Source organism: Halomonas sp. MCCC 1A11062 (genome assembly GCF_021404355.1).
Taxonomy (GTDB): domain Bacteria; phylum Pseudomonadota; class Gammaproteobacteria; order Pseudomonadales; family Halomonadaceae; genus Halomonas; species Halomonas aerodenitrificans.
Genome location: NZ_JABFTW010000021.1, coordinates 35,669 through 59,945 on the forward strand (window position 1 = coordinate 35,669; position 24,277 = coordinate 59,945).

General features: G+C 62.5%; 24 protein-coding genes. 13 read left to right on the forward strand and 11 right to left on the reverse strand.

Features of this window, described 5'->3' with window-relative positions:
* Positions 1-128 precede the first annotated feature (128 nt).
* The 7 genes from HOP58_RS18295 to HOP58_RS18325 all read left to right on the forward strand — a co-directional run bounded on the left by HOP58_RS18295 (position 129) and on the right by HOP58_RS18325 (position 7,048).
* Positions 129-593 carry an SUF system Fe-S cluster assembly regulator gene (locus tag HOP58_RS18295; protein WP_010627723.1) on the forward strand — a complete coding sequence of 155 codons (465 nt, stop codon included), beginning with the start codon at positions 129-131 and terminating at the stop codon, positions 591-593.
* Positions 594-663: 70 nt separating this feature from the next.
* Positions 664-2,106, forward strand: coding sequence for a Fe-S cluster assembly protein SufB (gene sufB, locus HOP58_RS18300; protein WP_086510747.1), 1,443 nt, complete (start codon positions 664-666; stop codon positions 2,104-2,106).
* A 201-nt stretch (positions 2,107-2,307) separates the two neighbouring features.
* The gene (gene sufC / locus HOP58_RS18305; protein WP_234261123.1) at positions 2,308-3,060 is read left to right on the forward strand and encodes a Fe-S cluster assembly ATPase SufC; all 753 of its coding nucleotides are present in this window, start codon (positions 2,308-2,310) and stop codon (positions 3,058-3,060) included.
* Complete coding sequence (gene sufD / locus HOP58_RS18310) at positions 3,057-4,427, forward strand: Fe-S cluster assembly protein SufD (RefSeq protein ID WP_234261124.1); 1,371 nt, start codon at positions 3,057-3,059, stop codon at positions 4,425-4,427. The genes sufC and sufD overlap by 4 nt, the downstream gene beginning before the upstream one ends.
* Positions 4,428-4,441: 14 nt before the next feature.
* Complete coding sequence (locus tag HOP58_RS18315; protein WP_234261125.1) at positions 4,442-5,701, forward strand: cysteine desulfurase; 1,260 nt, start codon at positions 4,442-4,444, stop codon at positions 5,699-5,701.
* 2 nt (positions 5,702-5,703) lie between these two features.
* On the forward strand, positions 5,704-6,276 hold the full coding sequence (gene sufT, locus HOP58_RS18320; protein WP_234261126.1) for a putative Fe-S cluster assembly protein SufT: 573 nt from the start codon (positions 5,704-5,706) through the stop codon (positions 6,274-6,276).
* Between the two features lie 55 nt (positions 6,277-6,331).
* Positions 6,332-7,048 carry an ElyC/SanA/YdcF family protein gene (locus tag HOP58_RS18325; RefSeq protein ID WP_234261127.1) on the forward strand — a complete coding sequence of 239 codons (717 nt, stop codon included), beginning with the start codon at positions 6,332-6,334 and terminating at the stop codon, positions 7,046-7,048.
* Between the two features lie 12 nt (positions 7,049-7,060).
* Here HOP58_RS18325 and HOP58_RS18330 read toward each other — a convergent pair whose 3' ends face one another.
* The 4 genes from HOP58_RS18330 to HOP58_RS18345 form a co-directional block, all read right to left on the reverse strand.
* Positions 7,061-7,504 carry a hypothetical protein gene (locus HOP58_RS18330; RefSeq protein ID WP_010627730.1) on the reverse strand — a complete coding sequence of 148 codons (444 nt, stop codon included), beginning with the start codon at positions 7,502-7,504 and terminating at the stop codon, positions 7,061-7,063.
* A gap of 110 nt (positions 7,505-7,614) precedes the next feature.
* Positions 7,615-8,523, reverse strand: a complete 909-nt coding sequence (gene rimK, locus HOP58_RS18335; protein WP_010627731.1) for a 30S ribosomal protein S6--L-glutamate ligase — start codon at positions 8,521-8,523, stop codon at positions 7,615-7,617.
* Between the two features lie 29 nt (positions 8,524-8,552).
* Positions 8,553-8,990 (reverse strand): RimK/LysX family protein, encoded by a 438-nt coding sequence (locus HOP58_RS18340; RefSeq protein ID WP_234261128.1) that lies wholly within the window; start codon positions 8,988-8,990, stop codon positions 8,553-8,555.
* A gap of 24 nt (positions 8,991-9,014) precedes the next feature.
* On the reverse strand, positions 9,015-10,046 hold the full coding sequence (locus HOP58_RS18345; protein WP_234261129.1) for a DUF3549 family protein: 1,032 nt from the start codon (positions 10,044-10,046) through the stop codon (positions 9,015-9,017).
* 254 nt (positions 10,047-10,300) lie between these two features.
* Between HOP58_RS18345 and HOP58_RS18350 the strand changes: the two genes are divergently transcribed.
* On the forward strand, positions 10,301-10,633 hold the full coding sequence (locus tag HOP58_RS18350; RefSeq protein WP_234261130.1) for a YqcC family protein: 333 nt from the start codon (positions 10,301-10,303) through the stop codon (positions 10,631-10,633).
* Positions 10,634-10,687: 54 nt separating this feature from the next.
* Here HOP58_RS18350 and HOP58_RS18355 read toward each other — a convergent pair whose 3' ends face one another.
* Both HOP58_RS18355 and HOP58_RS18360 read right to left on the reverse strand, forming a co-directional pair.
* Complete coding sequence (locus tag HOP58_RS18355) at positions 10,688-11,314, reverse strand: OmpW family outer membrane protein (RefSeq protein ID WP_234261131.1); 627 nt, start codon at positions 11,312-11,314, stop codon at positions 10,688-10,690.
* Between the two features lie 211 nt (positions 11,315-11,525).
* Positions 11,526-12,131, reverse strand: coding sequence for an OmpW family outer membrane protein (locus HOP58_RS18360; protein WP_234261132.1), 606 nt, complete (start codon positions 12,129-12,131; stop codon positions 11,526-11,528).
* 267 nt (positions 12,132-12,398) lie between these two features.
* Here HOP58_RS18360 and HOP58_RS18365 point away from each other — a divergent pair, with 267 nt between their 5' ends.
* Positions 12,399-12,695 (forward strand): hypothetical protein, encoded by a 297-nt coding sequence (locus tag HOP58_RS18365; protein WP_234261133.1) that lies wholly within the window; start codon positions 12,399-12,401, stop codon positions 12,693-12,695.
* Between the two features lie 72 nt (positions 12,696-12,767).
* Here the strand turns inward: HOP58_RS18365 and putP are convergent, their stop codons facing one another.
* From putP to HOP58_RS18385, 4 genes are all read right to left on the reverse strand, one after another.
* The gene (gene putP / locus HOP58_RS18370; protein ID WP_010627738.1) at positions 12,768-14,246 is read right to left on the reverse strand and encodes a sodium/proline symporter PutP; all 1,479 of its coding nucleotides are present in this window, start codon (positions 14,244-14,246) and stop codon (positions 12,768-12,770) included.
* Between the two features lie 43 nt (positions 14,247-14,289).
* Positions 14,290-17,481: a bifunctional proline dehydrogenase/L-glutamate gamma-semialdehyde dehydrogenase PutA gene (gene putA, locus HOP58_RS18375; RefSeq protein WP_010627739.1), complete on the reverse strand. Its 3,192-nt coding sequence runs from the start codon at positions 17,479-17,481 to the stop codon at positions 14,290-14,292.
* 180 nt (positions 17,482-17,661) lie between these two features.
* On the reverse strand, positions 17,662-18,477 hold the full coding sequence (locus HOP58_RS18380) for an AraC family transcriptional regulator (RefSeq protein ID WP_010627740.1): 816 nt from the start codon (positions 18,475-18,477) through the stop codon (positions 17,662-17,664).
* Between the two features lie 59 nt (positions 18,478-18,536).
* Positions 18,537-18,911, reverse strand: coding sequence for a hypothetical protein (locus tag HOP58_RS18385; protein WP_010627741.1), 375 nt, complete (start codon positions 18,909-18,911; stop codon positions 18,537-18,539).
* Positions 18,912-19,946: 1,035 nt separating this feature from the next.
* Here HOP58_RS18385 and HOP58_RS18390 point away from each other — a divergent pair.
* From HOP58_RS18390 to HOP58_RS18400, 3 genes are all read left to right on the forward strand, one after another.
* Positions 19,947-20,546 carry a hypothetical protein gene (locus HOP58_RS18390; protein ID WP_234261134.1) on the forward strand — a complete coding sequence of 200 codons (600 nt, stop codon included), beginning with the start codon at positions 19,947-19,949 and terminating at the stop codon, positions 20,544-20,546.
* A gap of 72 nt (positions 20,547-20,618) precedes the next feature.
* Positions 20,619-21,200 (forward strand): hypothetical protein, encoded by a 582-nt coding sequence (locus tag HOP58_RS18395; RefSeq protein WP_234254262.1) that lies wholly within the window; start codon positions 20,619-20,621, stop codon positions 21,198-21,200.
* Between the two features lie 150 nt (positions 21,201-21,350).
* Positions 21,351-21,929, forward strand: coding sequence for a hypothetical protein (locus tag HOP58_RS18400; RefSeq protein WP_010627745.1), 579 nt, complete (start codon positions 21,351-21,353; stop codon positions 21,927-21,929).
* Positions 21,930-21,946: 17 nt separating this feature from the next.
* On the opposite strand, the gene HOP58_RS18405 is transcribed toward HOP58_RS18400, so the two are convergent.
* Positions 21,947-22,543, reverse strand: coding sequence for a helix-turn-helix transcriptional regulator (locus tag HOP58_RS18405; protein WP_234254261.1), 597 nt, complete (start codon positions 22,541-22,543; stop codon positions 21,947-21,949).
* Positions 22,544-22,786: 243 nt separating this feature from the next.
* Here HOP58_RS18405 and gltX point away from each other — a divergent pair, with 243 nt between their 5' ends.
* Positions 22,787-24,268: a glutamate--tRNA ligase gene (gene gltX / locus HOP58_RS18410; RefSeq protein ID WP_010627748.1), complete on the forward strand. Its 1,482-nt coding sequence runs from the start codon at positions 22,787-22,789 to the stop codon at positions 24,266-24,268.
* Positions 24,269-24,277 lie beyond the last annotated feature (9 nt).

A 24,277-nucleotide genomic window follows, 5' to 3' on the forward strand; every position in this document is an offset into this window, starting at 1 on the left:
ATGCCGGTATCTCGCTGCTTGCAGTGCCCTTTTCGCCAGCGGGACTTCACATCGAATCCATACAGGACTAAAATGGTCCCAAATGGAGCGATGGCACGACTTCGCATCGTGATACCCAGGAGTCAGGCATGCTGAAGCTTTCCCGGCTGACCGATTACGCTGCGGTGATCCTGGCGCAGATCGCCCGGCATCCCGAGCAGCCCCATGCGGCAACGGAGTTGGCCGAGACCGTGCAGTTGCCGCATCCCACGGTCAGCAAGACCTTGAAGATGCTGGTCAAGGCGGGGCTGCTGGAGTCGCGCCGTGGTGCCCAGGGCGGCTACTCCCTGGCGCGCCCGGCATCGCGTATCACCGCCATCGACATCATCACCGCCATCGAAGGGCCGGTGGCGATGACCGAATGCAGTCACGCCGAAGGCGATTGCGACCTGCTCGCCACCTGCGGCGTGTCGGACAACTGGCAGCGCGTGTCGCTGGCCGTGCGTACCCTGCTCGACAGCGTGACCCTGGCCCATCTGGCCGACAGCGCACCGATCAAGCTGCCCGTACAGCTACCCATACAGAGCGTGAGCCTGGCCGCCGATATGGCCTGAGCCAGCGAACAGAATTCATTACCCGAGGCGAGTACGCTCGCCGGCCCAACCGCCCGGGAGGGGAGAGACCATGGCAAGTCAGGAAATGGAACAGCTAGTCCGCCGCGAATACAAAGAGGGATTCGTGACGGACATCGAGAGCGAGACGGTACCGCCGGGGCTCGATGAGAGCGTCATCGCCTTCATTTCCAACAAGAAGGGCGAGCCCGAGTGGATGCTCGAGTGGCGCCTCAAGGCCTACCATCAGTGGCTCAAGATGAAGGAGCCGTCCTGGGCGCATCTGGACTATCCGCCCATCGACTATCAGGCGATCTCCTACTACAGCGCGCCCAAGCGTCCTGAGGACCGTCCCCAGAGCCTCGATGAGGTCGACCCCAAGCTGCTCGAGACCTACGAGAAGCTGGGCATTCCGCTGCACGAACGCGCCGCTCTGGCCGGGGTGGCGGTAGACGCGGTGTTCGACTCCGTGTCGGTGACCACCACCTTCAAGGAGAAGCTGCACGAGGCGGGAGTGATCTTCTGTTCGATCTCCGAGGCGATCCGCGACTACCCGGAGCTGATCAAGCAGTACCTGGGCACGGTGGTGCCGGTGGCCGACAACTACTTCGCCGCGCTCAATTCGGCGGTGTTCACCGACGGCTCCTTCGTCTTCGTGCCCAAGGGCGTGACCTGCCCGATGGAGCTCTCCACCTACTTCCGCATCAACGCCGCCAACACCGGCCAGTTCGAGCGCACCCTGATCATCTGCGAGGAGGGCGCCCAGGTCTCGTATCTGGAGGGCTGTACCGCGCCGATGCGCGACGAGAATCAGCTTCACGCCGCGGTGGTCGAGCTGGTGGCGCTGGACGACGCCTACATCAAGTACTCCACGGTGCAGAACTGGTACCCCGGCGACGAGGATGGCAAGGGCGGCATCTACAACTTCGTTACCAAGCGCGGCGACTGTCGCGGCGATCGCTCGCGCATCAGCTGGACCCAGGTCGAGACCGGTTCCGCCATCACCTGGAAGTACCCCTCCTGCGTACTGCGCGGCCGCGACAGCATCGGTGAGTTCTACTCCGTGGCGGTGACCAATGGCCGTCAGCAGGCCGATACCGGCACCAAGATGATCCACATCGGCGAGGGCACGCGCTCCTACATCGTCTCCAAGGGCATCTCCGCTGGCCGCAGCAACCAGTCCTACCGCGGCCTGGTCAAGATCGGCCCGCGGGCCAAGGGGGCGCGCAACTTCACTCAGTGCGACTCGCTGCTGATCGGCGACAAGTGCGGCGCGCATACCTTCCCGTATCAGGAGATCGGCAACAGCACGGCCACTATCGAGCACGAGGCGACCACCTCGAAGATCGGCGAGGACCAGCTGTTCTACTGCCAGAGTCGCGGCATCTCCGAGGAAGACGCGGTGAGCATGATCGTCAACGGCTTCTGCAAGGACGTGTTCCAGGAGCTGCCGATGGAGTTCGCCGTGGAGGCCGAGGCGCTCCTGAACGTCACCCTCGAAGGCGCCGTGGGTTAAAGCGCTTTGGCCAAGGAAACGGCTACGCGACGTCTGTACGGCGTTGAGCGCGGATTCGAGAATGCTCATTTACAGTCGTAAACTCCGCTTCTCTCTTCCGCGCTCGCCTTGTCCAGACGCCGCTCGCTCGTTTCGCTGGGTTGGATGAATTTATTTTCCGGGTCGCGTTGGCGGCTCGCCAGAATCGAAAAGGTATTCAAGATGCTCGAAGTTAAGGATCTGCACGTCAAGGTGGAAGGCAAGGACATCCTCAAGGGCCTCACCCTGACCATCAACGCCGGGGAAGTGCATGCCATCATGGGCCCCAACGGGGCCGGCAAGTCGACCCTCTCGGCGGTGATCGCGGGCAAGGATGGCTATGAGGTGACCCAGGGCTCGATCACCTTCGAGGGTCAGGACGTGCTGGAGATGGAGGTGGAGGAGCGCGCCCAGGCGGGCCTGCTGCTGGGCTTCCAGTACCCGGTGGAGATTCCCGGGGTGAAGAACATCTACCTGCTCAAGGCGGCTCTCAACGCCCAGCGCGAGGCGCGCGGCGAGGGCGAGGTGCCGGCGCCGGAGTTCATGAAGCTGGTCAAGGAGAAGCTGGCGCAGATGAAGATGGACGCCAGCTTCCTGCAGCGCGCCGTCAACGAGGGCTTCTCCGGCGGCGAGAAGAAGCGCAACGAGATCCTGCAGATGCTGGTGCTGCAGCCCAAGCTGGCCATGCTCGACGAGATAGACTCCGGTCTCGACATCGACGCCATGCGCGTGGTGGCCGACGGCGTCAACTCCCTGCGTGACGAGAAGCGCGCCATTCTGCTGGTGACCCATTATCAGCGTCTGCTCGACTACATCGTTCCCGACCGCGTGCACGTGCTGGTCGACGGTCGCATTGCCAAGAGCGGCGATGCCGAGCTGGCCAAGGAGCTGGAATCCCGCGGTTACGACTGGGTCGTGGAGGAGTCCGCTGCATGAGTGAGGTAAACAGCGAAGTGACGACCTTTCTGACGCGCCTCGAAGAGCGCAGCGCCGCGCGCCGTGCCGCACAGGGGGCGGAGCCGACCTGGATCGCCGCCCGGCGTCAGGCCGGGGCGGCTCGCTTCGAGGCTCTCGGCTTCCCCACTCGTCGCGACGAAGCGTGGAAGTACACCGACGTACGCGCCATCGCCCGGGGCGATTTCGCCCTGACCGACAGCGCCGAGTTCTCGCAGGCCTCGGCCGCGGCGATCACGCTGCCCATCGAGGCATACCGGCTGACCTTCGTCGACGGCGTGTTCTCGGCGGCGCTCTCCGATCTGAGCGAGCTGCCCGGCGGGGTGGCGGTTCTGCCTCTTTCACAGGCGCTGGCCGAGAATCACGAGGCGGTGGGTGGCCCTCTGGGACGCCTCACCGGCGTCGATTTTTCGCCGTTCTCGGCGCTCAACACCGCCTTCATGGAGGAGGGCGCCGTGGTGCGCCTGGCGCCAGGCAGCGTGGTGGAGAAGCCAATCTTGCTGCAGTTCCTGTCCCGGGCCAATGCCGCGCCGGTGATGAGCCATCCGCGCATCCTGGTCGAGGCCGGTGCGCGCAGCCAGGCTACGCTGATCGAGCATCACGTCGGTGAGAGCGAGGCGGCCAATTTCACCAACCTGGTGGCCGAACTGATGCTCGACCGCGGTGCGATCCTGACCCACTACAAGCTGCAGGAGGCGCCGCTGGCCGACCTGCACGTGGCCAGCATTCACGTCGAGCAGAACCGCGACAGCCGCTACACCTCGTTCAACCTGAACCTGGGCGGCGGGCTGGTGCGCAACGACCTGATCGGTGAGCTCAACGGCGAGGGGGCCGAGGCCAATTTCTACGGGCTGTTCTACGGTCAAGGGCGTCAGCACATCGACAACCACACCCTGGCCAACCACAACGCCCCGCGTACCTTCTCCAACGAGAACTACAAGGGCATCCTCGACGACCGCGCCCGTGGCGTGTTCAACGGCAAGGTAGTGGTCAAGCGTGACAGCCAGAAGATCGAGGGCTTCCAGAGCAACGCCAATCTGCTGCTCTCCGACCGCGCCGAGATCGACGCCAAGCCGGAACTGGAGATCTACGCCGACGACGTCAAGTGCTCCCACGGCACCACCACCGGGCAGCTCGACGAAGAGGCGGTCTACGCGCTGCGCACCCGCGGCATCGACGAGCAGACCGCCCGCGGCCTGCTGACCCTGGCCTTCGCCGGCGAGGTGATGGAGCTGGTCGATCTGGATGCCATCGCCGAACGGGTGGAGCTGGCGGTGGCCGGCAAGCTGCCGGAGCGTTTCAACCTGGCCGGGCTGGTGGAAGCCGCCGTGGCCCTGCACGACGAGTGAGCGAGGAGAGAGCGATGAATCACCTGGCCACCGAGCATGAGCTCGACACTCCGGCCCTCGACGTGGCCGGGATTCGCGCCCAGTTCCCGATCCTCGAGCGGCAGGTGCATGGCCGGCCGCTGATCTACTTCGACAATGCCGCCACCAGCCAGACGCCGCTGGCGGTGATCGATACGTTTCGCGACTACTACAGCCGCTACAACGCCAACATTCATCGTGGCCTGCATACCCTGGCCGACGAGGCGACGGCGGCCTATGAAGCCACCCGCGAGACGGTGCGCAGCTTTCTGAATGCCGCCGACCGCCGCGAGATCATCTTCACCCGCGGCACCACCGAAGCGATCAACCTGGTGGCCAACAGCTGGGGCCGGACCAACCTCAAGGCGGGCGACGAGGTGCTGGTGTCGCTGCTGGAGCACCACTCCAATATCGTGCCGTGGCAGCTGCTGGCTAGCCAGCTCGGTATCGTGGTCAAGGTGATCCCGGTGGACGAGCGCGGCGTGCTCGAGCTCGATGCCTACCGTGCGCTCTTCACTGAGCGCACCCGGCTGGTGGCGGTCAATCACGTCTCCAACGCCTTCGGCACCGTCAATCCGGTGGGTGAGATGGCGGCCATCGCCCATGAGCACGGCGCCCTGATCCTTGTCGACGGCGCCCAGGCCACGCCGCACCAGACAGTGGACGTGCGCGCCATCGACGCCGATTTCTACGCCTTCTCCGGGCACAAGGTCTACGGGCCCACGGGGGCCGGCGCGCTCTACGGCAAGGCGGCGCTGCTCGAGGCGATGCCGCCGTGGCAGGGCGGCGGCGAGATGATCAAGAGCGTCTCCTTCGAGGTCCCGACCACCTTCGCCGACGTGCCGCATAAGTTCGAGGCGGGCACGCCGGCCATCGCCGAGGTGATCGCCCTGGGCGTGGCGCTGGAGTGGGTGCGCGGTGTGGGGCTCGATGCCATCGGCGCCTGGGAGGCAAGACTGCTGGAGCGGGCCACGGCGGCAGTGTCGCGCATCGACGGGCTGCGCATTCTCGGCACCGCGCCGAACAAGGCCGGCGTACTCTCCTTCGTCGTCGACGGCGCGCACTCCCAAGACATCGCCTTGCTGATCGATCAGCTCGGGGTGGCGATCCGTACCGGCAACCACTGCGCCCAGCCATTGCTGGCGCACTTCGGCGTGACGGCGACCTGTCGGGCTTCGTTTGCCGCCTACAATACGCTGGAAGAGGTCGACGCCTTCGGCGAGGCCCTGGAACGTGTGATCGGAATGGTGCGCTGAGCATGACCAGCATCGAGCAGATAGCGAGCCTGCAGAAGGGGCAGAAGCTGCCGCTGCAGCGCGACGTGGATGTCATTTCGATCCCCTTCGGCAAGACCATCTCGCTGCCCGAGGATACCGAGGTCACGGTCATGCAGGCCAAGGGCAGCTCGGTCAGCGTCGGGTTCGAGGGCAGGCTCTACCTGATCGAGGGCAGCAACCTCGATGCCCTGGGCCTTGAGCCGCTGCCGCGCCCGACCCTGCCCGAGGATGCCGGCGACGAGGAGATCGAGCAGTTCGTCTGGGACCAGCTGCGGACCTGCTTCGACCCCGAGATCCCGGTCAATATCGTCGACCTGGGGCTGGTCTACGGCTGTCGCATCGAACGGCTGATCAGCGGCGAGCGCATCGTCACCATCCGCATGACCCTGACCGCGCCCGGCTGCGGCATGGGCGACGTGATTGCCGCCGATGCGCGCAACAAGATCCTCGGTGCCCCGCAAATCAGCCGGGTGCATACGGAAATCGTCTTCGATCCGCCCTGGAGCCGTGAGATGATGAGCGATGAGGCCAAGCTGGAACTCGGCATGTTCTAGCGGCTGGCCCTCGCTATCGCTGAGGGCCGTCCATCTCCTCGACCGGTGACGGTGAATGCAGGCGCTGCTGTGGAAAACCTTCAAGTTCCTTCTGATGACGCTCGGCGCCGTGCTGCTGCTGGCAGCGTTGCTGTTCGTCTCTGCCAACCTCTGGGTGCTGGGCAAGACCCACTCGCGTATCGAGCATGAGCTGCCGCTGTGCGGCCCGGAGCGTGTCGGCATCGTCTTCGGCACCTCGAGCTGGACCCGCAGCGGCGTGCGCAACCCGCATTTCGAGGCGCGCATGAATGCCGCTTCCCGCCTGCTGCGGCTGGGGCGGGTCGAGCATCTGCTGCTCTCCGGCGACAACCGTACCCGCCAGTACAACGAACCGATCAGCATGTGGCGCGACCTGCGCCGACAGTACGTGCGTGACGAGGACATGACCCTCGATTACGCGGGGTTCAGCACCTTCGATACGCTGGCGCGGGCGCGGGACGTGTTCGGCGTCGAGCAGGCGCTGCTCGTCACCCAGTCGTGGCATCTGCCCCGGGCGCTGTTCATTGCCGACGCACTGGGGCTCGAAGTGCGCGGCTGCAGCGCGCCGTCGCGCCCGGTGGCAGGGCTCTGGCGATTGCAGGCGAGGGAGTGGATGGCGCGGGCCGCCACCGTGGGCGACCTGTACGTATGGGGGCGTGAGCCTTACTTCCTGGGGCCGCTGGAGCCGCTGCAGATCGTGCCGCCGACCTGGCGGCAACTGCTGGATATCGAGCCCGATCTGGACTTCGAGTAGCGGCTTCTCAGTTCAGCGCCGGCGCTCTTTCTGCAGTCGGTAGAGTTCGCGGATCAGCGCCCGGCACTCTTTCCAGCATTGCTCCACGACCGGCTCGAGCGGATTCGGCAGGGGGTGGGTGTAAAGCGTGGCCAGAGCCTGCATCAGCACGCGCTCCTGCTCGAGCAGTTCGCCGATGACGACCTGACTCTCGTTGCCGACGAAGCTCTTCAGGCGGCTCCACAGCCACATGTAGTCGTCGCGCTCGACGTCGGCATCGCGCGGGAGCAGCTTGAGGTGCCGTCTGGCCAGCTCACGGAGCTTCTGCAGAGCCTTGGCGCGTGCCTCGTAGTGCGGCTTGAGCGTTTCACGCAGGGAAGGGCGCAGGCGCTCGAGATTGTCCTGGAAATAGTCGATGCTGTCAGCCAGCGCTTCCAATACGCTGTCCATCGCCACCTGGCGATTGTCGAGAAACATGAGCGGTCACCTCCTCCGGTGACGCAGATTGTGGCGGGGGAAACACTGTTTTGCTACCCCCGCAGGTGAAATAAGTAGCCTTTCTACAAAAACAGGCGCTTTTCTCGCAATTACCCTTTGGGCTTGGGCGGTGCCTTGCGCGAGGCGCTGGCATTCTTCTCGATGTGCTCGATGATCAGCCCGGCGATGTCCTTGCCGGTAGCCGTCTCGATTCCCTGCAGCCCCGGTGAGGAATTGACCTCCATGATCACCGGTCCATGATTGGCGCGCAGCAGATCGACGCCGGCGACCCGCAGCCCCATCGCCCTGGCTGCACGAATGGCCGTGGAGCGCTCCTCCGGCGTGATGCGAATCAGGCTGGCCGTACCGCCGCGATGCAGGTTGGAGCGAAACTCGCCTTCGGCCGCCTGCCGTTTCATCGAGGCGACCACCTTGTCGCCGATCACGAAGCAGCGAATGTCGGCGCCACGGGCCTCCTTGATGTACTCCTGCACCATGATGTTGGCCTTCATGCCCATGAAGGCCTGGATCACCGATTCGGCGGCCTGGTTGGTCTCGGCCAGCACCACGCCGATGCCTTGGGTGCCCTCCAGCAGCTTGATGACCAGTGGTGCGCCCTTGACCATGGTGATCAGATCGGGAATGTCGTCCGGGGAGTGGGCAAAGCCGGTGATCGGCAGGCCCAGGCCCTTGCGCGACAGCAACTGCAGCGAGCGCAGCTTGTCCCGCGAGCGGGTGATGGCGACCGAGTCGTTGAGCACGTAGGTGCCCATCATCTCGAACTGGCGCAGCACGGCGCAGCCGTAGAAGGTCACCGAGGCCCCGATGCGGGGAATGACCGCATCGAAGCGCTCGATCTCTTCACCCTTGTAGTGAATCGAGGGGTGATGGGCGGCAATACTCATGTAGCAGCGCAGGGTATCGATGACCCGCACTTTGTGGCCGCGCTGTTCGGCGGCCTCCACCAGGCGTCGCGTGGAGTAGAGGTTGCGATTGCGTGACAGCAGCGCGATGTGCATCTTGGGCTCCGGACGTATGGCCGAGTGGGTCAGGGTTCGCCGTGCAGGAAGGTGACGCCGGGCGCCACCAGCAGTCGGCGCAGGGCGCGTCGGCCCAGCAGCATGGGGTAGCGCATGTCACTGCGATCGGTCAGGGTCAGTTCCACCATCATTTCGAGTTCGCCAAGCTGCATCAGTGTGCGAATCACGTAGCGCCACTCCTTGTGACCGTTGGAACTCGTCACCCGACGGCGGTCGTGCAGATGGGTGCGGTGCTGGTGCGGTGGCGACTCCAGCCCGCCGCTGCGCGTCGTGAAGCTGACCCAGAGATGACCCTCTTCCTCGAAGATTTCGATATCTTCCGCATGCAGCGCCGAGGTATAGGCGCCGGTATCGATCTTGGCGCAAACGGTTATGCCGATGGTCGGCAGGCTAGCCATCTCGAGGCGGCCGATGACGGCCTTCGGAGTATAGGGCAGTTCCTTCATGACATTATGTCCCGCTATCCATACTCAATGGCCCAGCTCGGCCAAACGCTGGCCGATGGGGGTTTCCCGCTGCGATTCGCGCAGCACCATCAGCACGGGCAGGCGCAGACGGGGAATCAGCGCCAGGTCGCGTGCGGCAGAGGCGAAGTCGGTGCCTGGCTGCTGCGCCAGTCGCTCGAGGAAACGTGGCAGCCGCTCGCCGTGTTCCAGGTGGTTCCAGCCCCGCGCGGCAATGGCGGCCAGCAGGTCGGGGCCGCAGGCGACCGGGTCGTCCAGCAGGGCATCGTACCAGGCGCCGGCCAGTGCCGGGCTGGCGCCACCCACGGCGCGTACGCAGGCGCACAGGGTTTCCAGATCGCCGGCTTGGGCTGCCTGCTCGCCCCGGTGTCGCAGCGCGGTGGCGAGCCCATCGGCAATGGCCATGTGCTCGAGGCAATAGCACAGTGTCACCAGCACCTCATTGGGCAGCTGCGGCAGCGAATCGATCAACGCCTGGGTCGATTCGCTGTCGAGGCGGACGACGAAATCGGCCAGCCCCTGCAAACCGAGAAACTGCCAGTCTACCGGCTGTTGGCCGCTGAGATAGGCTTCCACCGGCTCCAGATGGGGGCTCGCCGGCTTGTCGAGATCGTAGGTGGCACGTGCATGCAGCATGGCCTGAAAGGGCAGCGATGGCGTGAAGGCCAGCGGGTTGTCGTGCATCAGATTGTCGATTTGTCCCTGATGTTCGGGCTCGCGACCGGCGCGCTCCACGTTGCGCCCCAGAGTGACCAGCAGGCGCTGCAGGAAGGCATCCCGCGGTGCCGCTACCAGTTGCCCCTGCTCGTCCAGCGGCAGTGCCAGAAACCAGATCAGCGGATCGGTTAGGTCACCCAGACGAAAGACGATGCCCAGGCGCGCCTGACCCTGCCAGGGTAGCGGCCAAGCGGCTCCATCGTCCTCCAGGCCTGCCAGGGTTGCCATGGAGCACGGTTCGACCCGGCGCCCCATGTGGTAGAGATGCACATCGGCCCCGGTGCGGAGGAAAAAATCGTGAAGCGAATGAATCGGCTGCATATCGGCTCCCTTTTGAGCGTGCACTCTACCGTGACGGCCGGGGGGTTGTCAGCCACTCTCCGAGCAGACGGCAAGGCGTTGATCAATTTATGACCACGCCTGGCAGCACCCCGGTTTCTCTGCTACGCAGCTTCCTTTCCAAAGCTTATCCACAGCCTCTTGCAGCGAATCTGTGAACAGTCCGCTGGCGGTCCTGGCCAGCAGGTGGGGCTGGCGGGATATAATGAAGGCACATTCGTTTCAGGTATTTCGACATGACGGTCCACGATGAGCTCGATGTGGCCTTGCGCCGCCTCGAAGCCACGATGAAAGCCACCAACATGTGGCGCATGAGTGCTCCTACGCCCGCCGCGTACGAGAGCCAGCAACCCTTTTGCATCGACACCATGGACCTGCCGCAGTGGCTGCGCTTCGTGTTCATCGCCAGGCTCGATGCACTGATCGAAGCGGAAGCGCCGATGCCGGAGAAGTGCGATGTGGCGCCGGTGCTGGAGACTTACCTGGCGCAGCAGGGAGCGCGCGCCAACGACCGCCTGCTGCTGTGCAAGGCAGTGGAAGAGATCGACCGGTTGGTCACGGAGAATTGAGCTGAACGCAACAGGGTCCGCCAGTCGGCGGACCCTGTTGCGTCAGCGTACTGCTCAGAAACGGTAGCTGATGCCGGCCATGAAGACCCAGGGGTCGACGCTGACCTTGCCGAGGTCGTTGCCGTCCAGGCTGACGTCGGTATCGATGTCAATGTACCAGGCCGCAGCATTGAGGCCCCAGTTGTCATCCAGGCGCACGTCGAGACCCAACTGGCCTGCCAGACCCCAGGAGCTGTCGAGTTCCAGATTGCCGAGCTCGCTCTTCTCACTGAAGAAATGCGTGTAGTTGAGGCCGATACCGGCATAGGGCTGGAGCTGCGCGCCGGTACCGCCCAGGGGGTAGTACTGCACGGTCAGGGTCGGCGGCAGATGCTTGGTGGAAGCAAGATCCTCACCATTCAGCCGAATGTCATGCTTGAACGGCAGCGCCGCCAGCAGCTCGACGCCGAAGTTGTCGTGGAACAGGTAACCCAGCGTGAAACCCAGGTTGGTGTCGCTGCGAACGTCGACGTCGATGGTGCCGTCCGCCAGGCTGCCGTTGTTGCTCTTGGGGTCGACATGGGCAACGCCCACGCGGGTGATGAAATCGCCCTGGTTGTAGGCGAGCGCCTGGCTGCTGGCCAGCAGGGCGGTGGCGGCAAGGCCGGCAGTGACGAGCGTGGAAAGGGTGTGATTGCGCATGGGTCGACTCCTGTCGTTTCAAAGGGGCAGTTGTGAAGCTGCCATATGATGAAAGGAGTCTACTCAGCGGCTGCGAGGCAATTCTTGATCCAGGGCAATAGTTCCATCTGAAATTAAAGAGGTGTTCAATATATTCATTATGCGCCCGATGCGCCAATGAAAACGCCGGGCTCATGGCCCGGCGTATAGGGAGACGTGGTGTCTTGTTCGCTCAGAAGCGGAAGGTCACGCCGCCACCGATGGTCATCGGGTCCACTTTAGCGGTGCCGATAGCTTCCCCCTCGGAGGAGAGGCGCGCATCGACGTCGGCATAATTGGCAAAGCCGTTGAGCATGAAGTTGTCGGTGATGGCCAGATCGATCCCCACCTGGCCTACGGCGCCGTAGGAGCGACGGGCATCGATGCCCTCGGGCTCGCCGGAGAAGCGAGTGTAGTTGAGGCCCGCACCCACGTAGGGCTGCACGCGGGAGTCGAAGCCGCCCAGCGGGTAATAGTTGACCAGCAGGTTGACCGGCATGCGGTCGATGGTGCCGAGGTCGGCGCCACCCAGGGCAACGTCATGCTCGAACTTCTCGGAGCTGTTCAGCTCGATACCGATGTTGTCGGTGAACAGGTAGCCGGCGCCGAAGGTGAAGCCCCGTGCCGTGCTGATATCTACATCCTGCCCCAGCACTTCTCCATTGTCTGAGCGAACGTCCGACTGAGCGACGCCGCCACGCACGAAGGCGTCGCCGGCGCTGTAGGCCAGGGCTGCCTGACTGGCGAAGGTGCAGCCGGCAGCGAGAGCTACTACGGGAATCAGGCGAATCGGTTTCATAACAGCGTCCTCCAGTTTTCACTCGAGCCGGAGCCCCGGCAGTGTTGAACGCCTCCAACTATACGAACACTGTTTCTAAAAGTCTTGTTTAAATTTGTTATGGCACTGATTGGCTTGATTGATTGTCGTAATGCCAAGGCTCTCTAATTTTACGAGCGCGCATATGCTGGCGAAGGTAGGCGAGCTGTACAATTATTGCTGTGCTGCATCATGGCGAGACAGAGCACTTGCAGCTAAGCCTTGAATAGGAAAAGCAGGAGGCAGACGATGCGAGTCGAGGTACAGAACCCCCCCATCTGGCTCAATCTCGGCGCGATGCTGTTGGCTGCGGCGCTTGCGCTGTGGTTGCTCGTGCAGCCCGAGCTCATCAGCGGACTGCCCATGGCGCTGAGGCTGCCCGCCATTGCGCTGGGCGTATGGGCCTTGGGAGCGGCATTCATGCAACCGCTGGGGCTTGAGTTGCGGCGCTACTGGCAGCGCCAGGCCACCAGCCCGCCGATCAGCCTGGCGGCGCTGGCCGCCTTCACCTTGCTGGTGGTCGTTCGCGCCCTGTGGCTGGTATGAGGGGTTGCTTGAGCAAGGACGAGAAAGCCGCCCGAGGGCGGCTTTCGTCTGCGGTGAGCTACTGCCTGTCGATTACGCTTCGTCGAAGGTGTCGAAGTCGGCTGTGACACGCAGGTCGGGCTCTTCCGTGGCCAGGCTCGCCACCACGATGGCGATGTAGGCCAGGATCACGCCCGGCACGATCTCGTAAAGGTCGAAGATGCCGCCGGACAGTTCGGCCCAGACCACCACGGTCACGCCGCCGGTCACGATGCCGGCCAGGGCACCCCACTTGTTCATGCGGCGCCAGTAGAGCGACATGATCAGTGCCGGGCCGAAGGCGGCGCCGAAGCCGGCCCAGGCGTAGGCGACCAGGTCGAGCACGGTGGCATCGGGGTTGAGCGCCAGCAGGTAAGCGACGATGGCGATGGCGATGACGGCGAAGCGGCCGACCCAGACCAGCTCGGTCTGGCTGGCATCCTTGCGGAAGATCGCCTTGTAGAAGTCGTCGGTCAGCGCCGAGGAAGAAACCAGCAGCTGCGAGTCGGCGGTGGACATGATCGCGGCCAGGATGGCGGCGAGCAGGATACCGGCGATCACCGGATGGAAGATCAGATTGACCATTACCATGAACACGGTTTCGCCATCGGCCAGGTCGCGTTGAACGAAGCCGACACCCAGCAGGCCCACGGCCACAGAGCTGATCAGGGCGATGGCGGTCCAGGTCACCGCTATGCGGCGAGCGGCGGGTATGTCACGGTCGCTGCGAATGGCGGCAAAGCGCGCCAGGATGTGCGGCTGACCGAAATAGCCCAGGCCCCAGGCAAGCGAGCTGACGATACCGATGAAGGTCAGCGTCTCACCGGTGGAAGCGTCGCGGAACCAGGCCAGCATGTACTCGCTCTCCGCCGCCAGCGCCGCAGCGGCGCCTGTGGTGCCGCCCAGGTCGCCGAAGGCGATGATCGGCACGATGGCCAGAGCTGCCGCCATCATCAGCCCCTGGATCAGGTCGGTCCAGGAGACCGCCAGGAAGCCGCCGAAGAAGGTGTAGGAGATCACCGCTACGGTGCCGATGGTGACGGCCAGCGTGTAATCGTAGCCGAACACCGTCTCGAACAGCCGTCCGCCGGCGACCAGGCCGGAGCTGGTGTAGAAGAGGAAGAACAGCAGAATGAAGATCGCCGAGATCACCCGTAGCAGCTGCGACTTGTCGCGGAAGCGGTTGGCGAAGTATTCGGGCAGCGTCAGGGCATCGCTGACCTTGAAGCTGTAGAGGCGCAGGCGGCGCGCCACGATCAGCCAGTTGAGCCAGGTGCCGATCAGCAGGCCCACGGCGATCCAACTGGCGGAGATGCCGCTGACATAGGCGGCGCCGGGCAGGCCGAGCAGCAACCAGCCCGACATGTCCGAGGCTCCGGCGGAGATCGCCGAAGTCCAGGGCCCCAACGAGCGCCCGCCAAGGATGTAGTCGGAAAGGTTGGTCGTACGCTTGTAGGCGACGATACCGATGCCAAGCATCAACAAGAGGTACACCACGAAGGTGAAACCGATAGCCATGTTATTCTGAACCATGAGGGGTTCCTTCAAATGTTGTTGTGGTCAATGACGAGCGCGGTTACTCGTCTCCCAGCGCAAGCAGTGACGCGTTACCGCCCAGCGCGGCGGTATTGACGGTCACGGTCTTCTCCGTGGCGAAACGCAGCAGATAGTGCGGTCCGCCCGCCTTGGGGCCGGTACCGGAAAGACCTTGCCCACCGAACGGCTGCACACCCACGACGGCGCCGATGATATTCCGGTTGATGTACACATTGCCAACGCGAATCTTCTGCGCAACGAGCTGTGCAAAGGATTCATTGCGGCTATGTACGCCGAAGGTCAGCCCGTAGCCCCTGGCATTGATCGAGTCGAGCACTTTTTCGATCTCGCTGGCCTTGTAGCGCACCACATGCAGTACCGGGCCGAACTGTTCCCGCTCGAGGGCGTCGATGGCGTCGATGCTGAAGGCCACCGGCGGCACGAAGGTGCCATGCGCGGTGTGGGCCGGATCCAGGCGGGTCTCGGCCAACAGGCGCCCCTCGCCCTTGAGCTTCTCGATATGCGCCAGCAGGTTCTTGCGTGCATCCTCGTCGATCACCGGGCCCACGTCGGTGCCCAGGTCACGGGGATCGCCGACGTGCAACTCGTCCATGGCGCCGCGCAGGATCTCGATGACCCGGTCGGCCACGTCTTCCTGAAGGTAGAGCACGCGCAGCGCGCTGCAGCGCTGGCCGGCACTCTGGTAAGCCGATTGGATCACGTCGGCCACGACCTGCTCCGGCAGGGCGGTGGAGTCGACGATCAGTGCATTCATGCCGCCGGTTTCGGCGACCAGTGCCGGCAGCGGGGCGTTCTCGCGAGCGGCCAGAGCGCGGTTGATGATCTGCGCGGTGTCGGTGCCGCCGGTGAAGACCACCCCGGTGATGCGCGGGTCGGAGGTGAGGACGCTGCCCACGGTGGGGCCGTCGCCCGGCAGCAACTGCACCACGTCGCGGGGCATGCCGGCCTCGTGCAGCAGCTCGATGACACGGTGAGCCACGATAGAGGTTTGCTCGGCGGGCTTGGCCAGCACGCTGTTGCCGGCCACGGCAGCTGCTACCACCTGACCGCAGAAGATCGCGACCGGGAAGTTCCACGGGCTGATGGCGGCGAACACGCCCTTGCCGCCCAGCATCAGGCGGTTCGATTCGCCGGTGGGGCCGGGCAGCTCGAGGGGCTCACCGAACTGCTCTTCGGCGCGCATGGCGTAATAACGGCAGAAGTCCACCGCCTCGCGGATCTCGTCGACGCCGTCGGTGAGCAGCTTGCCGCCCTCGCGGGAGCACAGCGTCATCAGCTCGGCCAGATTCTCTTCCATCAGATCGCCCAGGCGGCGAATGATGGCGGCGCGCTCGGCTACCGGCGTGGCTTCCCAGCGCGGGAATGCGGCCCAGGCGGCATCCACCGCGCGGGCGGCCTGGTCGCGGGTGGTCCACTGCACGCTGCCGACCCGCTGACGGCGGTCATAGGGGCTGAATACCTCGTGCACGTTGGCCGGGTTGCGTTGTACATCGAAGGCCAGCAGGGGGGCGACGTCATAGCTGCGTTCCATGAAGCCCGACATGGCCTTCATCAGCGGTTCGTAATGGCTGCGCACGTTGAGGTTGACTCCCCTCGAGTTGTGTCGTTTTGCGCCGTAGATGTCCTTCGGCAGCGGAATCCGTGGGTTGGAGAAGGTGCGATACTGGCTCAGCGTCTCCACCGGGTGCACGCACAGGGTCTCCACCGGCACCTTGGGGTCGACCAGTTGGTGCACGAACGAGGAGTTGGCACCGTTCTCGAGCAGCCGGCGCACCAGGTAGGGCAGTAGATCCTTGTGCGCTCCCACCGGCGCGTAGATACGGCAATAGGTACCCTTGGGGGCGCGCTTGAGGGCCGCGTCGTAGAGCGCCTCGCCCATGCCGTGCAGGCGCTGGAACTCGAACGGCCGGGTCGCCTCGTCGGCCATCTCGAGGATGGTGCTGATGGTGTGGGCGTTATGCGTCGCGAACTGGGGGAAAATGCGACCGCGGGTCTGGTCGGAGAGCAGGAAACGCGCGCAGACCAGGTAGGCTACGTCGGTGCAGGCCTTGCGGGTATAGACCGGATAGCCCTCGACGCCTAGCTGCTGGGACTCCTTGATCTCGCTGTCCCAGTAGGCGCCCTTGACCAGGCGCACGGGGATCTCGTCGCCTTGACGCTCGGCCAGACGATTGAGGTAGTGCAGCACCGGCAGGGCACGCTTGGAATAGGCCTGCACCACCAGGCCGAAGTGTCCCCAGTCCTTGCAGGCGTCGCTCTCGTAGACGGCACGGAACACTTCCAGCGATAGCTCCAGGCGATCCACTTCCTCGGCGTCGATGGTCAGCGCCACGTTACGCTCGCGGGCCATGGTCACCAATTCGCTTACGCTGCCCACCAGTTCGCGTAGGATTTGCTCGCGACGGCCGAACTCGTAGCGCGGGTGCAGCGCCGAGAGCTTGATCGATACCGAAGGCGCCGGGGTTCGTTCGGTGAGTTTGGTGCTGGTCAGCCCGACCTGCTGGATGGCCTTGGCATAGTCGTCGAAGTAGCGCTTGGCGTCGGCCCGCGTGCGTGCTGCTTCGCCCAGCATGTCGTAGGAGTAGGTATAGCCCTTGTCGAACAGCGGACGGGAGCGCTTCAGCGCCTCGTCGATGTCGCGGCCGAGCACGAACTGCTTACCCATGATTTTCATCGCCTCGTACATGGCGCGGCGGATCACCGGCTCACCCATGCGATTGACCAGGCGGTTGATGAAGCCCGAAGGCTTACCGTCGCGCGGCTTGTCGAGGGTGACCACGTGGCCGGTCATCAGCAACCCCCAGGTGGAGGCGTTGACCAGCCAGGAGTCGCTCTGCCCGACATGGGCCTTCCAGTCGGCGGGACCGAGCTTGTCTTCGATCAGCGCGTCGGCCGTGGCCGTATCGGGAATGCGCAGCATGGCTTCGGCCAGGCACATCAGCATCAGCCCTTCGTGGGTGTCGAGGCTGTACTGCTGCAACAACTGATCGATCGTATCGACGGCGGTATCCATCTCGCGGACTTCGCGCACTAGTTCGGCGGTCTTGCTGGCAATGCGCCGGAAATCCTCGGGATTGGCGCTGAGTACGCTGACTAGCTCCTTGACGAAGGTCTCTTCGTCCACGACGTAATGTTCGCTGATACGCGAGAACAGACTATCGAGATCCTGCTGCCAGGTAGCAGCATTCAGCATGGTATCGGCATTGAGCATAGGAATCCCCCGGGTATCCACCCGTTCCAGAACGGCAAAACGCCATGTGCGTGGCGCTCTGCCCGAACATGGGTGTGTCTTCCTTGACTGTAGGGCCGGTTGAACTGGGCTGCTTGCCAAAAACCGGGAAGGATTTATGAATTTCGCGGCAGAATGCCGCAGTGCCATTGAAGTTTAGACTTAAGTCGTATGTTGTAGTCGGTTGGTGATGTCGAGAGGGGAGGGGCGATCCAGAACGGCGCGCCGGATCTGGCTCGGCGGGCAGCCGAAAGCACTGCGAAACGCATGCGACAGCGCACTCTGATGGGCAAAGCCGGTACTCACCGCAATCTGTGACAATGGCATGCGACTCTCCTCGAGCAGCCGGCGGGCGGCCTCCAGGCGCCGTCGGCGTACGTACTGCCACGGCGACAGGCCGGTTTGCTCACGGAAGCAGCTGCTGAAGTGGGCTTCGCTGAGGCAGGCCTGCCCGGCAAGGTCGGCCACGGAGATCGGTGCCGCCAGGTGCCGGTCGATGAAGCGGTCGAGCTTGGCAAGGTTCAGACGGCGTTTTGCCGGTGGCGACGTTTCTCCGCCGAGTCTGGCGTGCAGGCAGCCGAGAAAGGTCGCGGCCAGGCGGTCGCTCTGTGCCGAGCTCAACCCGTCCTGGCTATCGCCCTGCTCGAGTAGCAGGAAGTCGAGATAGTGCTGGAGCGGCTTGTCCAGGGCGAAGAAGCGCGGTGCGTCGAACAGGCGTGACAGCTCATGATGATAGCCGGTGAGCGAAGGGGCATCTGCCGGAAGGTCGAGGATGAGCTGGCGGTTCTGGCCCTGGCCGACATAGTAGTGAACGTGGTTGGCAGGCACGATGCAGCCGGAAAGGGCAGAGATGGCGCCACCCAGGCCCTCGATTTCGAACTCCGCCCGGCCCTGCAGACCGATCACGATCTGATGAAAGTCATGGGAGTGGTGCTGAGTGGCGGTATCGAGCGGAATCTGGCGTATGACGCTGGACATGAGGGCCTCCCGCATGTGGCTGTCGTAACAGAGCTTACCACATCAATGTTGTGTCAACGCTACGATTCGTTGCGTTGCCTTTCACGCAGCCGCAGGTGGGCATCAAGGTGGTTGCGTAATGCCGTCAGCTCTGCCTGGCCCGTCTTGTTGAGCAGGGGCTTGCCCTGAGCCACTTGCCAGGGGCGACCGTGCTCCTGCATCAAATGCTGGGCGCGCCGTCTCACACCGTCGAGATAGTCGTCGTGGCGAATCGGATAGTTGATCACGACGTTCCACTCGGTCTCACCGACCTGGTTGGCGATCGCCTTGTCGAACAGCTCCAGCAACTGCTCCGGCTCGGTGCGGTAACGGGGCGTACGTGAAAAGAGAAGCACCAGCACCATGCCGCCGATAATGAACAAGCAAACGGCAAAGATGAGCAGGAAGAGAGCCATGTTCGAGCCACGCTGATAAGCTGGGACCGGACTTGCGGCGGTGAGGCATCGGTGCGCAGCCAAGGCCGGTGGGGATGGCATCGCCCCCTGTCATAGACATGCAGTATCAAGCACCTGAAAGGGAACGAGCGTTCGTAGCCGCTGCGTCAGCCGCTGGCGGATGAGCAAAATTGTACCGTCCTGCAGGAAAGCATGGCAAACCGGCCGATCGAGCGCAGTGAGGCTCTCTGTCGCTGCGAGGTATTTGCGTGTCGGCAATCTCTCACCAGGGACGCGTAAATACGGCCCGGCCCATGGCCGGGCTTTTGATGCACAAGGAAACGTTCAGTTTCTCAAGTCTTCTTGATCATGGCGGAAGCCTGGCTATTGTTAATGATAACGAGGCAGGAAGCCCGAACAGAAAGGAACAGGGATGGCCGGGCGAGACAGGACGTCATGCAGGCCAGGGAGTTCTACATTTATCTTGAAATCTTGAATAAAGCAATATATTGGCCCCCAGTATCGGTATTGCTGGGGGCTCGTTCTTTGTGGCTCATCTTTGTGATTTGTTGGCGCGGCTTGCTTGTGGCGCCCTGGATGCAGGACAGAGGTCTTGGTGAGCTGGAGAGGAACCACATCGCTTGAAGCCTGGCGCAGCGCCGGGTTTTTCTTTGCTCATAAGCTGCTCGCGAGCGGAGCGGTTGCCGACATAGGGTGACGATCAGGTGGGGCGGGAGCGATAACTGTAACTCATAGTATACACTTTTGGTCAAAGCGAAACGGAATGAAAATTAAGCTGCAGAAACTTAACGTGCGTTAATTTCTTTGCCTGCCAACGATGGCAGGGTAGACAGCCGTCAGCCAGCGTGGCCAAACAAGACGAACGTCCGGTTGGCCGTGCATTGGCGTTCTTGGGCTGGATGGGAATTTTCAGTCAGGTAAGAGGTGAGCATCCTCGGCGTTCGGCTCATGTCGGTTGAGGCTGTCTGATATACAAGAGGTGCTGTCAAGAATACGCAAATATCACCAGGGAATCGTGAGCGCAGGAGAAGAAAAATGATCAGGCTAATTTGGAAGGCGGGATCGAAACTTCTTGAAGAAAATGGCCCTATTGTTGCAATCGTGTCTTTTATATCTTTCATGTCGTGGATGTTGTTCTGGCCGCATGGAGTTAGTATGAGTGCTGCTGTCGGCCAGGAGCCCGAAATGACCATGTATGAAAAAATCAAGAGCTCCTACTCCGCACAAGCTGCGGAATTGTTGCGAGTCGATGAGGACGTTTTTTTGCGTTCCTTGAGTATTCTCGATGCGCAGCGGTTTTACTGCCTGCTCGCAGAGCACTTCGGCGATGAAGGAAAGAGCTCGCTGCGCCCTTCGTATTTATTGCGCTATGAAGCACTATGTAATGTTTTTGCCGATGCAGCAAGCATGGTCGATACTTATGCCGATCGGCTCAGTGGGGGAGGCGGTTTTTACCCGAAGCTGCATGAATTTATGTTTCATTCCCAAAAAAAAGAGCAGGTCATGGGGCCTTTCTTGACTCAGGAGGAGTGCGTAGAGATTGCGGAACGTTTGATACGGCTGGGTGAGCGTGTCTCGCGTTGCAACCCTTACGGTATGTCACGAAGCCCGACACTCTATAGCTCTCTGCAATGATATTGGCTGCTGGATTGTCACCTGTGGGTTGTTGGTTTTTCAGGCGATTCAGTAATCTGAGAGAGGGATAGAATGTTTATAGGCAATGAAAAGACAATCAGAAAAGGTGCTTTTCTTCGCACCATGGTGGTTTGCCTGCTTCTCGCATTGGCCTTGCCTGTCTGGGTTGTGCTTAGTCGAAGTATCGAGGCTTCGGTTGAAAAGAAAGAGCTGGAGCGGGAAGTAAAAACCGATAGAAAAGCCGCCGCGGCATGGGAGGATGCAGAACGGCATGGCCATTTCCGTCAGCAGGCTTTGGCGCTGCTTCAACTTTACAAGGAAATTTGCCACCTGGGTGGGCGCAATGATGTCGTAACTGACGTTGATGGCGCCATTACGGCCGGGCATGTAAACCTGTGCAGTGCTCTTGCCGACGCAGCGGGCAGGCTGAAGGGGGAGCGACCGCTGAGTCTGGGCGCGGGTGTCTTGCCCCAGGCGCTGTTTCACTTCAGTCTGATGCAAGCTGAGAGGGAGCGAGCCATTGGTCCATTCTTTTCACAGGTAGAGTGCTCAGAGGTGGCTGCCAGGCTGGCGCAGTTTGGTGAGCAAGTGACTCCCTGCCTGCCCTACGAGCATTGGCATTACGAATTATTGCTCACTGATAAAGAGAGATAGTCTCTGCTCCCGGGGAGCCCATGTCGTCATGTGTTGTCCCTATCAAGGAGGGGGCATTCGGTCGCGTCGGGCGAAGGATGCGCGCTGGGCAGGACTTGTCGGCTGCCGGAGTGTTAGTCTAGTAGGGCAATGTTCGGTCAGGAGAAAGGCATGAAGGCATGGCGTCGATCCTGTATAAGCCTGATGGCTGCGGTATGGCTGGCGGGTTGTGGCGGCGACGGCAATGGCACACCGGCGGAGGAGGAGGCCGAACTCGAACAGCCGACTGACGTTACCGAGCCGGTGGAAGAACCGGTCGAAGTGGAGCCGCTGGCGGTCGAAATGCACGCCTCGGCTACCCTGCGTAGCGATCGTCGTTTGATGATCGATGGAGAGACCAACCTGCCTGACGAGACGCGGCTGCTGGTGATAGTGGAGCGCGAGTTGAGCGGTGTGCGCTGGCAATCGCGCACCGTGGTCGAAAACGGTGGTTTTGCCACAGGGCCCTTCGGTCCCGGTAGCGGCCTGCCGGATGGCGGCTACCTCATTACCGTCAACCTGGTGGAGGCCAGCGTGCAGCCGCCTGCCGTGCGCGAGCGAATCGGCGATCAAGGGGAGCACTTGGAAGGAGAACTGGTCAGGAGCGCCCGGCATGGGCTGGGGCAGGTGGCCAGCTATTCGCGGCGATATTTGATCGGCAGTGAGCCTCGTCGGACTACCGATCAGGTCGACGTTCTTGAAGTGGAATAAAGGTAGAGTGGCGCCACTCAGGCGCCTTCCATTCGCCAGCGTGCCAGTAGCCGCCCCACGATTTTCTCTGAGGCCTCCAGCGGGGTCGGCAAGGCTCCGACATCATCCTCGCTACGGCACACTGGCTCGCCGTTTTCACTGAGTTCCAACTGGCCGATATACAAGCCGCCGGCACCTTCGATCAGATAGTGTCCCGGCCGGTCGCAGCTTTCCGTGGGGCCGAAAGCAGCGAGGTCGCCATTCTCCAGATAATCGAAACGCTCCCCTGGTGCGGGGGTGACGAGATAGCACTCACCGTCCCAGCTGACACTATTCAAGATCTCCCGGGATAACGCAATACGATTCGAGTTGGTAGCTTGCCAGGGCGCTGGTGGCTGGCCGCGAAGGTAAAGCGGGGTGGTCAGGAGCTGCGTTTCACCTTCGAGCAGTTGCCCCAGTGTACAGCCTAGAGCATCTGCCAGTGCTACCAGCCGCTCATGACCGATCTGCTTGATCGCGCCCGACTCCCAGTACGAGATCGTGACATCCGATACGCCGACCTTTCTGGCAAGTGCAGCCTTGTTGAGATTTGCCTGCAATCTTAATTGCTTGATTCTATTACCCAGTGAGTCCATTGCATCAACCTGAAGACAGAAGAACCAAAGGAAAGTGATTGTCAATGATCCATGTTAAGTGTGCAAATTTGGCAGTTCAACGTTTTACACACCATCCCTGGCCGTGCCGCGAGCGGCAACGGCAATAAACATGCCTGGGGTGACTGGCGTGCTTGGCGGAAGCAAGGCGGCCGGTGCGGCTGCCCCCGTCGTGCCAGGTGCGTATAATGCCGCCATGAGTTTTCCCGACTGGATAAGGACGACATGACCGTACGTACTCGTATTGCGCCGTCACCCACTGGCGATCCCCACGTAGGCACTGCTTACATCGCGCTGTTCAACCTCTGCTTTGCGAGGCAGCACGGTGGGCAGTTCATCCTGCGCATCGAGGATACGGACCGGGTGCGCTCCACGCTCGAGTCCGAGCAGATGATCCTCGATTCCCTGCGCTGGCTGGGGCTCGAGTGGGACGAGGGTCCCGACGTGGGCGGGCCGCATGGTCCGTATCGCCAGAGCGAGCGGGGCGATATCTATGCCGAGCATGCGCGCCAGTTGATCGAGGCCGGGCATGCCTTCAAGTGCTACCGCACCAGTGAAGAGCTGGATGAGCTGAGAGAGGCGCGTAAGGCAAGTGGCCTGCATCTCGCGCTGAAGCCCACTGACCTGGCGCTGCCGGAGGAAGAGGTGGCGCGTCGCGAGCGGGAAGGGTGGCCCTACGTGGTGCGCATGAAGGTGCCGAGCAGCGGTACCTGTGTCATTGATGACATGTTGCGTGGCACCATCGAGGTCGATTGGGCGCAGGTCGACGCTCAGGTGCTGTTGAAGTCGGATGGCATGCCCACCTACCACCTGGCCAACGTAGTGGACGACCACTTGATGGGCATTACCCACGTGCTGCGCGGCGAGGAGTGGATCAATTCGGCGCCCAAGCATCAACTGCTGTATGAGTACTTCGGGTGGGAAATGCCGGTGCTGTGTCACATGCCGCTGTTGCGCAATCCCGACAAGTCGAAGCTCTCCAAGCGCAAGAATCCCACCTCCATCAACTACTACAAGCGTATGGGCTTCCTGCCCCAGGCGGTGATCAACTACCTGGGCCGCATGGGCTGGTCGATGCCGGACGAGCGGGAGAAGTTCTCGCTCGACGAGATGATGGCGCACTTCGACATCCAGCGCGTGTCGCTCGGTGGGCCGGTATTCGACCTGGAAAAGCTCACTTGGCTCAATGGGCTCTACATTCGCGAGGATCTCGACGACAGGGCCTTTCTCAAGGCGCTCATGGAGTGGGCCTTCAACGAAGAGTACGTCGGTCAGATCCTGCCCCAGGTGCGTACCCGGGTAGAGACGCTTTCGCAGGTGGCTCCATTGGCCGGCCACTTCTTCAGCGGCGTTCCGAGCGTCAGTGAGCAGGATTTCGAAGACATCAAGCTGGAGCGCGAAGAGCTCGTCAGGCTGCTGCAGTTCCTCGTGTGGCGCTTCGAGGCGGTGCCGGCCTGGCACAAGGAGGCGCTGCTCGCCGAGGTCAAGCTGCTGGCCGGTTACTTCGGACTGAAGATGAAGGAGTTTCTGGCGCCGGTGTTCATCGCCATCACCGGCTCTGCGGCCAGCACCTCGGTGATGGATGCCATGGCCATTCTCGGTTCCGATGTGACCCGGGCTCGGCTGCGCCATGCCATCGAGGCGCTGGGGGGCGTGTCCAAGAAGCAGGCCAAGCGCTTCGAGAAGGAGTACCGCGACCTGCAATAATCCCCATTT

Excerpts from the sequence above, each read along its gene's own strand:
- HOP58_RS18295 (WP_010627723.1), top strand. The coding sequence starts at position 129 with ATGCTGAAGCTTTCCCGGCTGACCGATTACGCTGCGGTGATCCTGGCG.
- sufB (WP_086510747.1), top strand. The coding sequence starts at position 664 with ATGGCAAGTCAGGAAATGGAACAGCTAGTCCGCCGCGAATACAAAGAG.
- sufC (WP_234261123.1), top strand. The coding sequence starts at position 2,308 with ATGCTCGAAGTTAAGGATCTGCACGTCAAGGTGGAAGGCAAGGACATC.
- sufD (WP_234261124.1), top strand. The coding sequence starts at position 3,057 with ATGAGTGAGGTAAACAGCGAAGTGACGACCTTTCTGACGCGCCTCGAA.
- HOP58_RS18315 (WP_234261125.1), top strand. The coding sequence starts at position 4,442 with ATGAATCACCTGGCCACCGAGCATGAGCTCGACACTCCGGCCCTCGAC.
- sufT (WP_234261126.1), top strand. The coding sequence starts at position 5,704 with ATGACCAGCATCGAGCAGATAGCGAGCCTGCAGAAGGGGCAGAAGCTG.
- HOP58_RS18325 (WP_234261127.1), top strand. The coding sequence starts at position 6,332 with ATGCAGGCGCTGCTGTGGAAAACCTTCAAGTTCCTTCTGATGACGCTC.
- HOP58_RS18330 (WP_010627730.1), bottom strand. The coding sequence starts at position 7,504 with ATGTTTCTCGACAATCGCCAGGTGGCGATGGACAGCGTATTGGAAGCG.
- rimK (WP_010627731.1), bottom strand. The coding sequence starts at position 8,523 with ATGCACATCGCGCTGCTGTCACGCAATCGCAACCTCTACTCCACGCGA.
- HOP58_RS18340 (WP_234261128.1), bottom strand. The coding sequence starts at position 8,990 with ATGAAGGAACTGCCCTATACTCCGAAGGCCGTCATCGGCCGCCTCGAG.
- HOP58_RS18345 (WP_234261129.1), bottom strand. The coding sequence starts at position 10,046 with ATGCAGCCGATTCATTCGCTTCACGATTTTTTCCTCCGCACCGGGGCC.
- HOP58_RS18350 (WP_234261130.1), top strand. The coding sequence starts at position 10,301 with ATGACGGTCCACGATGAGCTCGATGTGGCCTTGCGCCGCCTCGAAGCC.
- HOP58_RS18355 (WP_234261131.1), bottom strand. The coding sequence starts at position 11,314 with ATGCGCAATCACACCCTTTCCACGCTCGTCACTGCCGGCCTTGCCGCC.
- HOP58_RS18360 (WP_234261132.1), bottom strand. The coding sequence starts at position 12,131 with ATGAAACCGATTCGCCTGATTCCCGTAGTAGCTCTCGCTGCCGGCTGC.
- HOP58_RS18365 (WP_234261133.1), top strand. The coding sequence starts at position 12,399 with ATGCGAGTCGAGGTACAGAACCCCCCCATCTGGCTCAATCTCGGCGCG.
- putP (WP_010627738.1), bottom strand. The coding sequence starts at position 14,246 with ATGGTTCAGAATAACATGGCTATCGGTTTCACCTTCGTGGTGTACCTC.
- putA (WP_010627739.1), bottom strand. The coding sequence starts at position 17,481 with ATGCTCAATGCCGATACCATGCTGAATGCTGCTACCTGGCAGCAGGAT.
- HOP58_RS18380 (WP_010627740.1), bottom strand. The coding sequence starts at position 18,477 with ATGTCCAGCGTCATACGCCAGATTCCGCTCGATACCGCCACTCAGCAC.
- HOP58_RS18385 (WP_010627741.1), bottom strand. The coding sequence starts at position 18,911 with ATGGCTCTCTTCCTGCTCATCTTTGCCGTTTGCTTGTTCATTATCGGC.
- HOP58_RS18390 (WP_234261134.1), top strand. The coding sequence starts at position 19,947 with ATGATCAGGCTAATTTGGAAGGCGGGATCGAAACTTCTTGAAGAAAAT.
- HOP58_RS18395 (WP_234254262.1), top strand. The coding sequence starts at position 20,619 with ATGTTTATAGGCAATGAAAAGACAATCAGAAAAGGTGCTTTTCTTCGC.
- HOP58_RS18400 (WP_010627745.1), top strand. The coding sequence starts at position 21,351 with ATGAAGGCATGGCGTCGATCCTGTATAAGCCTGATGGCTGCGGTATGG.
- HOP58_RS18405 (WP_234254261.1), bottom strand. The coding sequence starts at position 22,543 with ATGGACTCACTGGGTAATAGAATCAAGCAATTAAGATTGCAGGCAAAT.
- gltX (WP_010627748.1), top strand. The coding sequence starts at position 22,787 with ATGACCGTACGTACTCGTATTGCGCCGTCACCCACTGGCGATCCCCAC.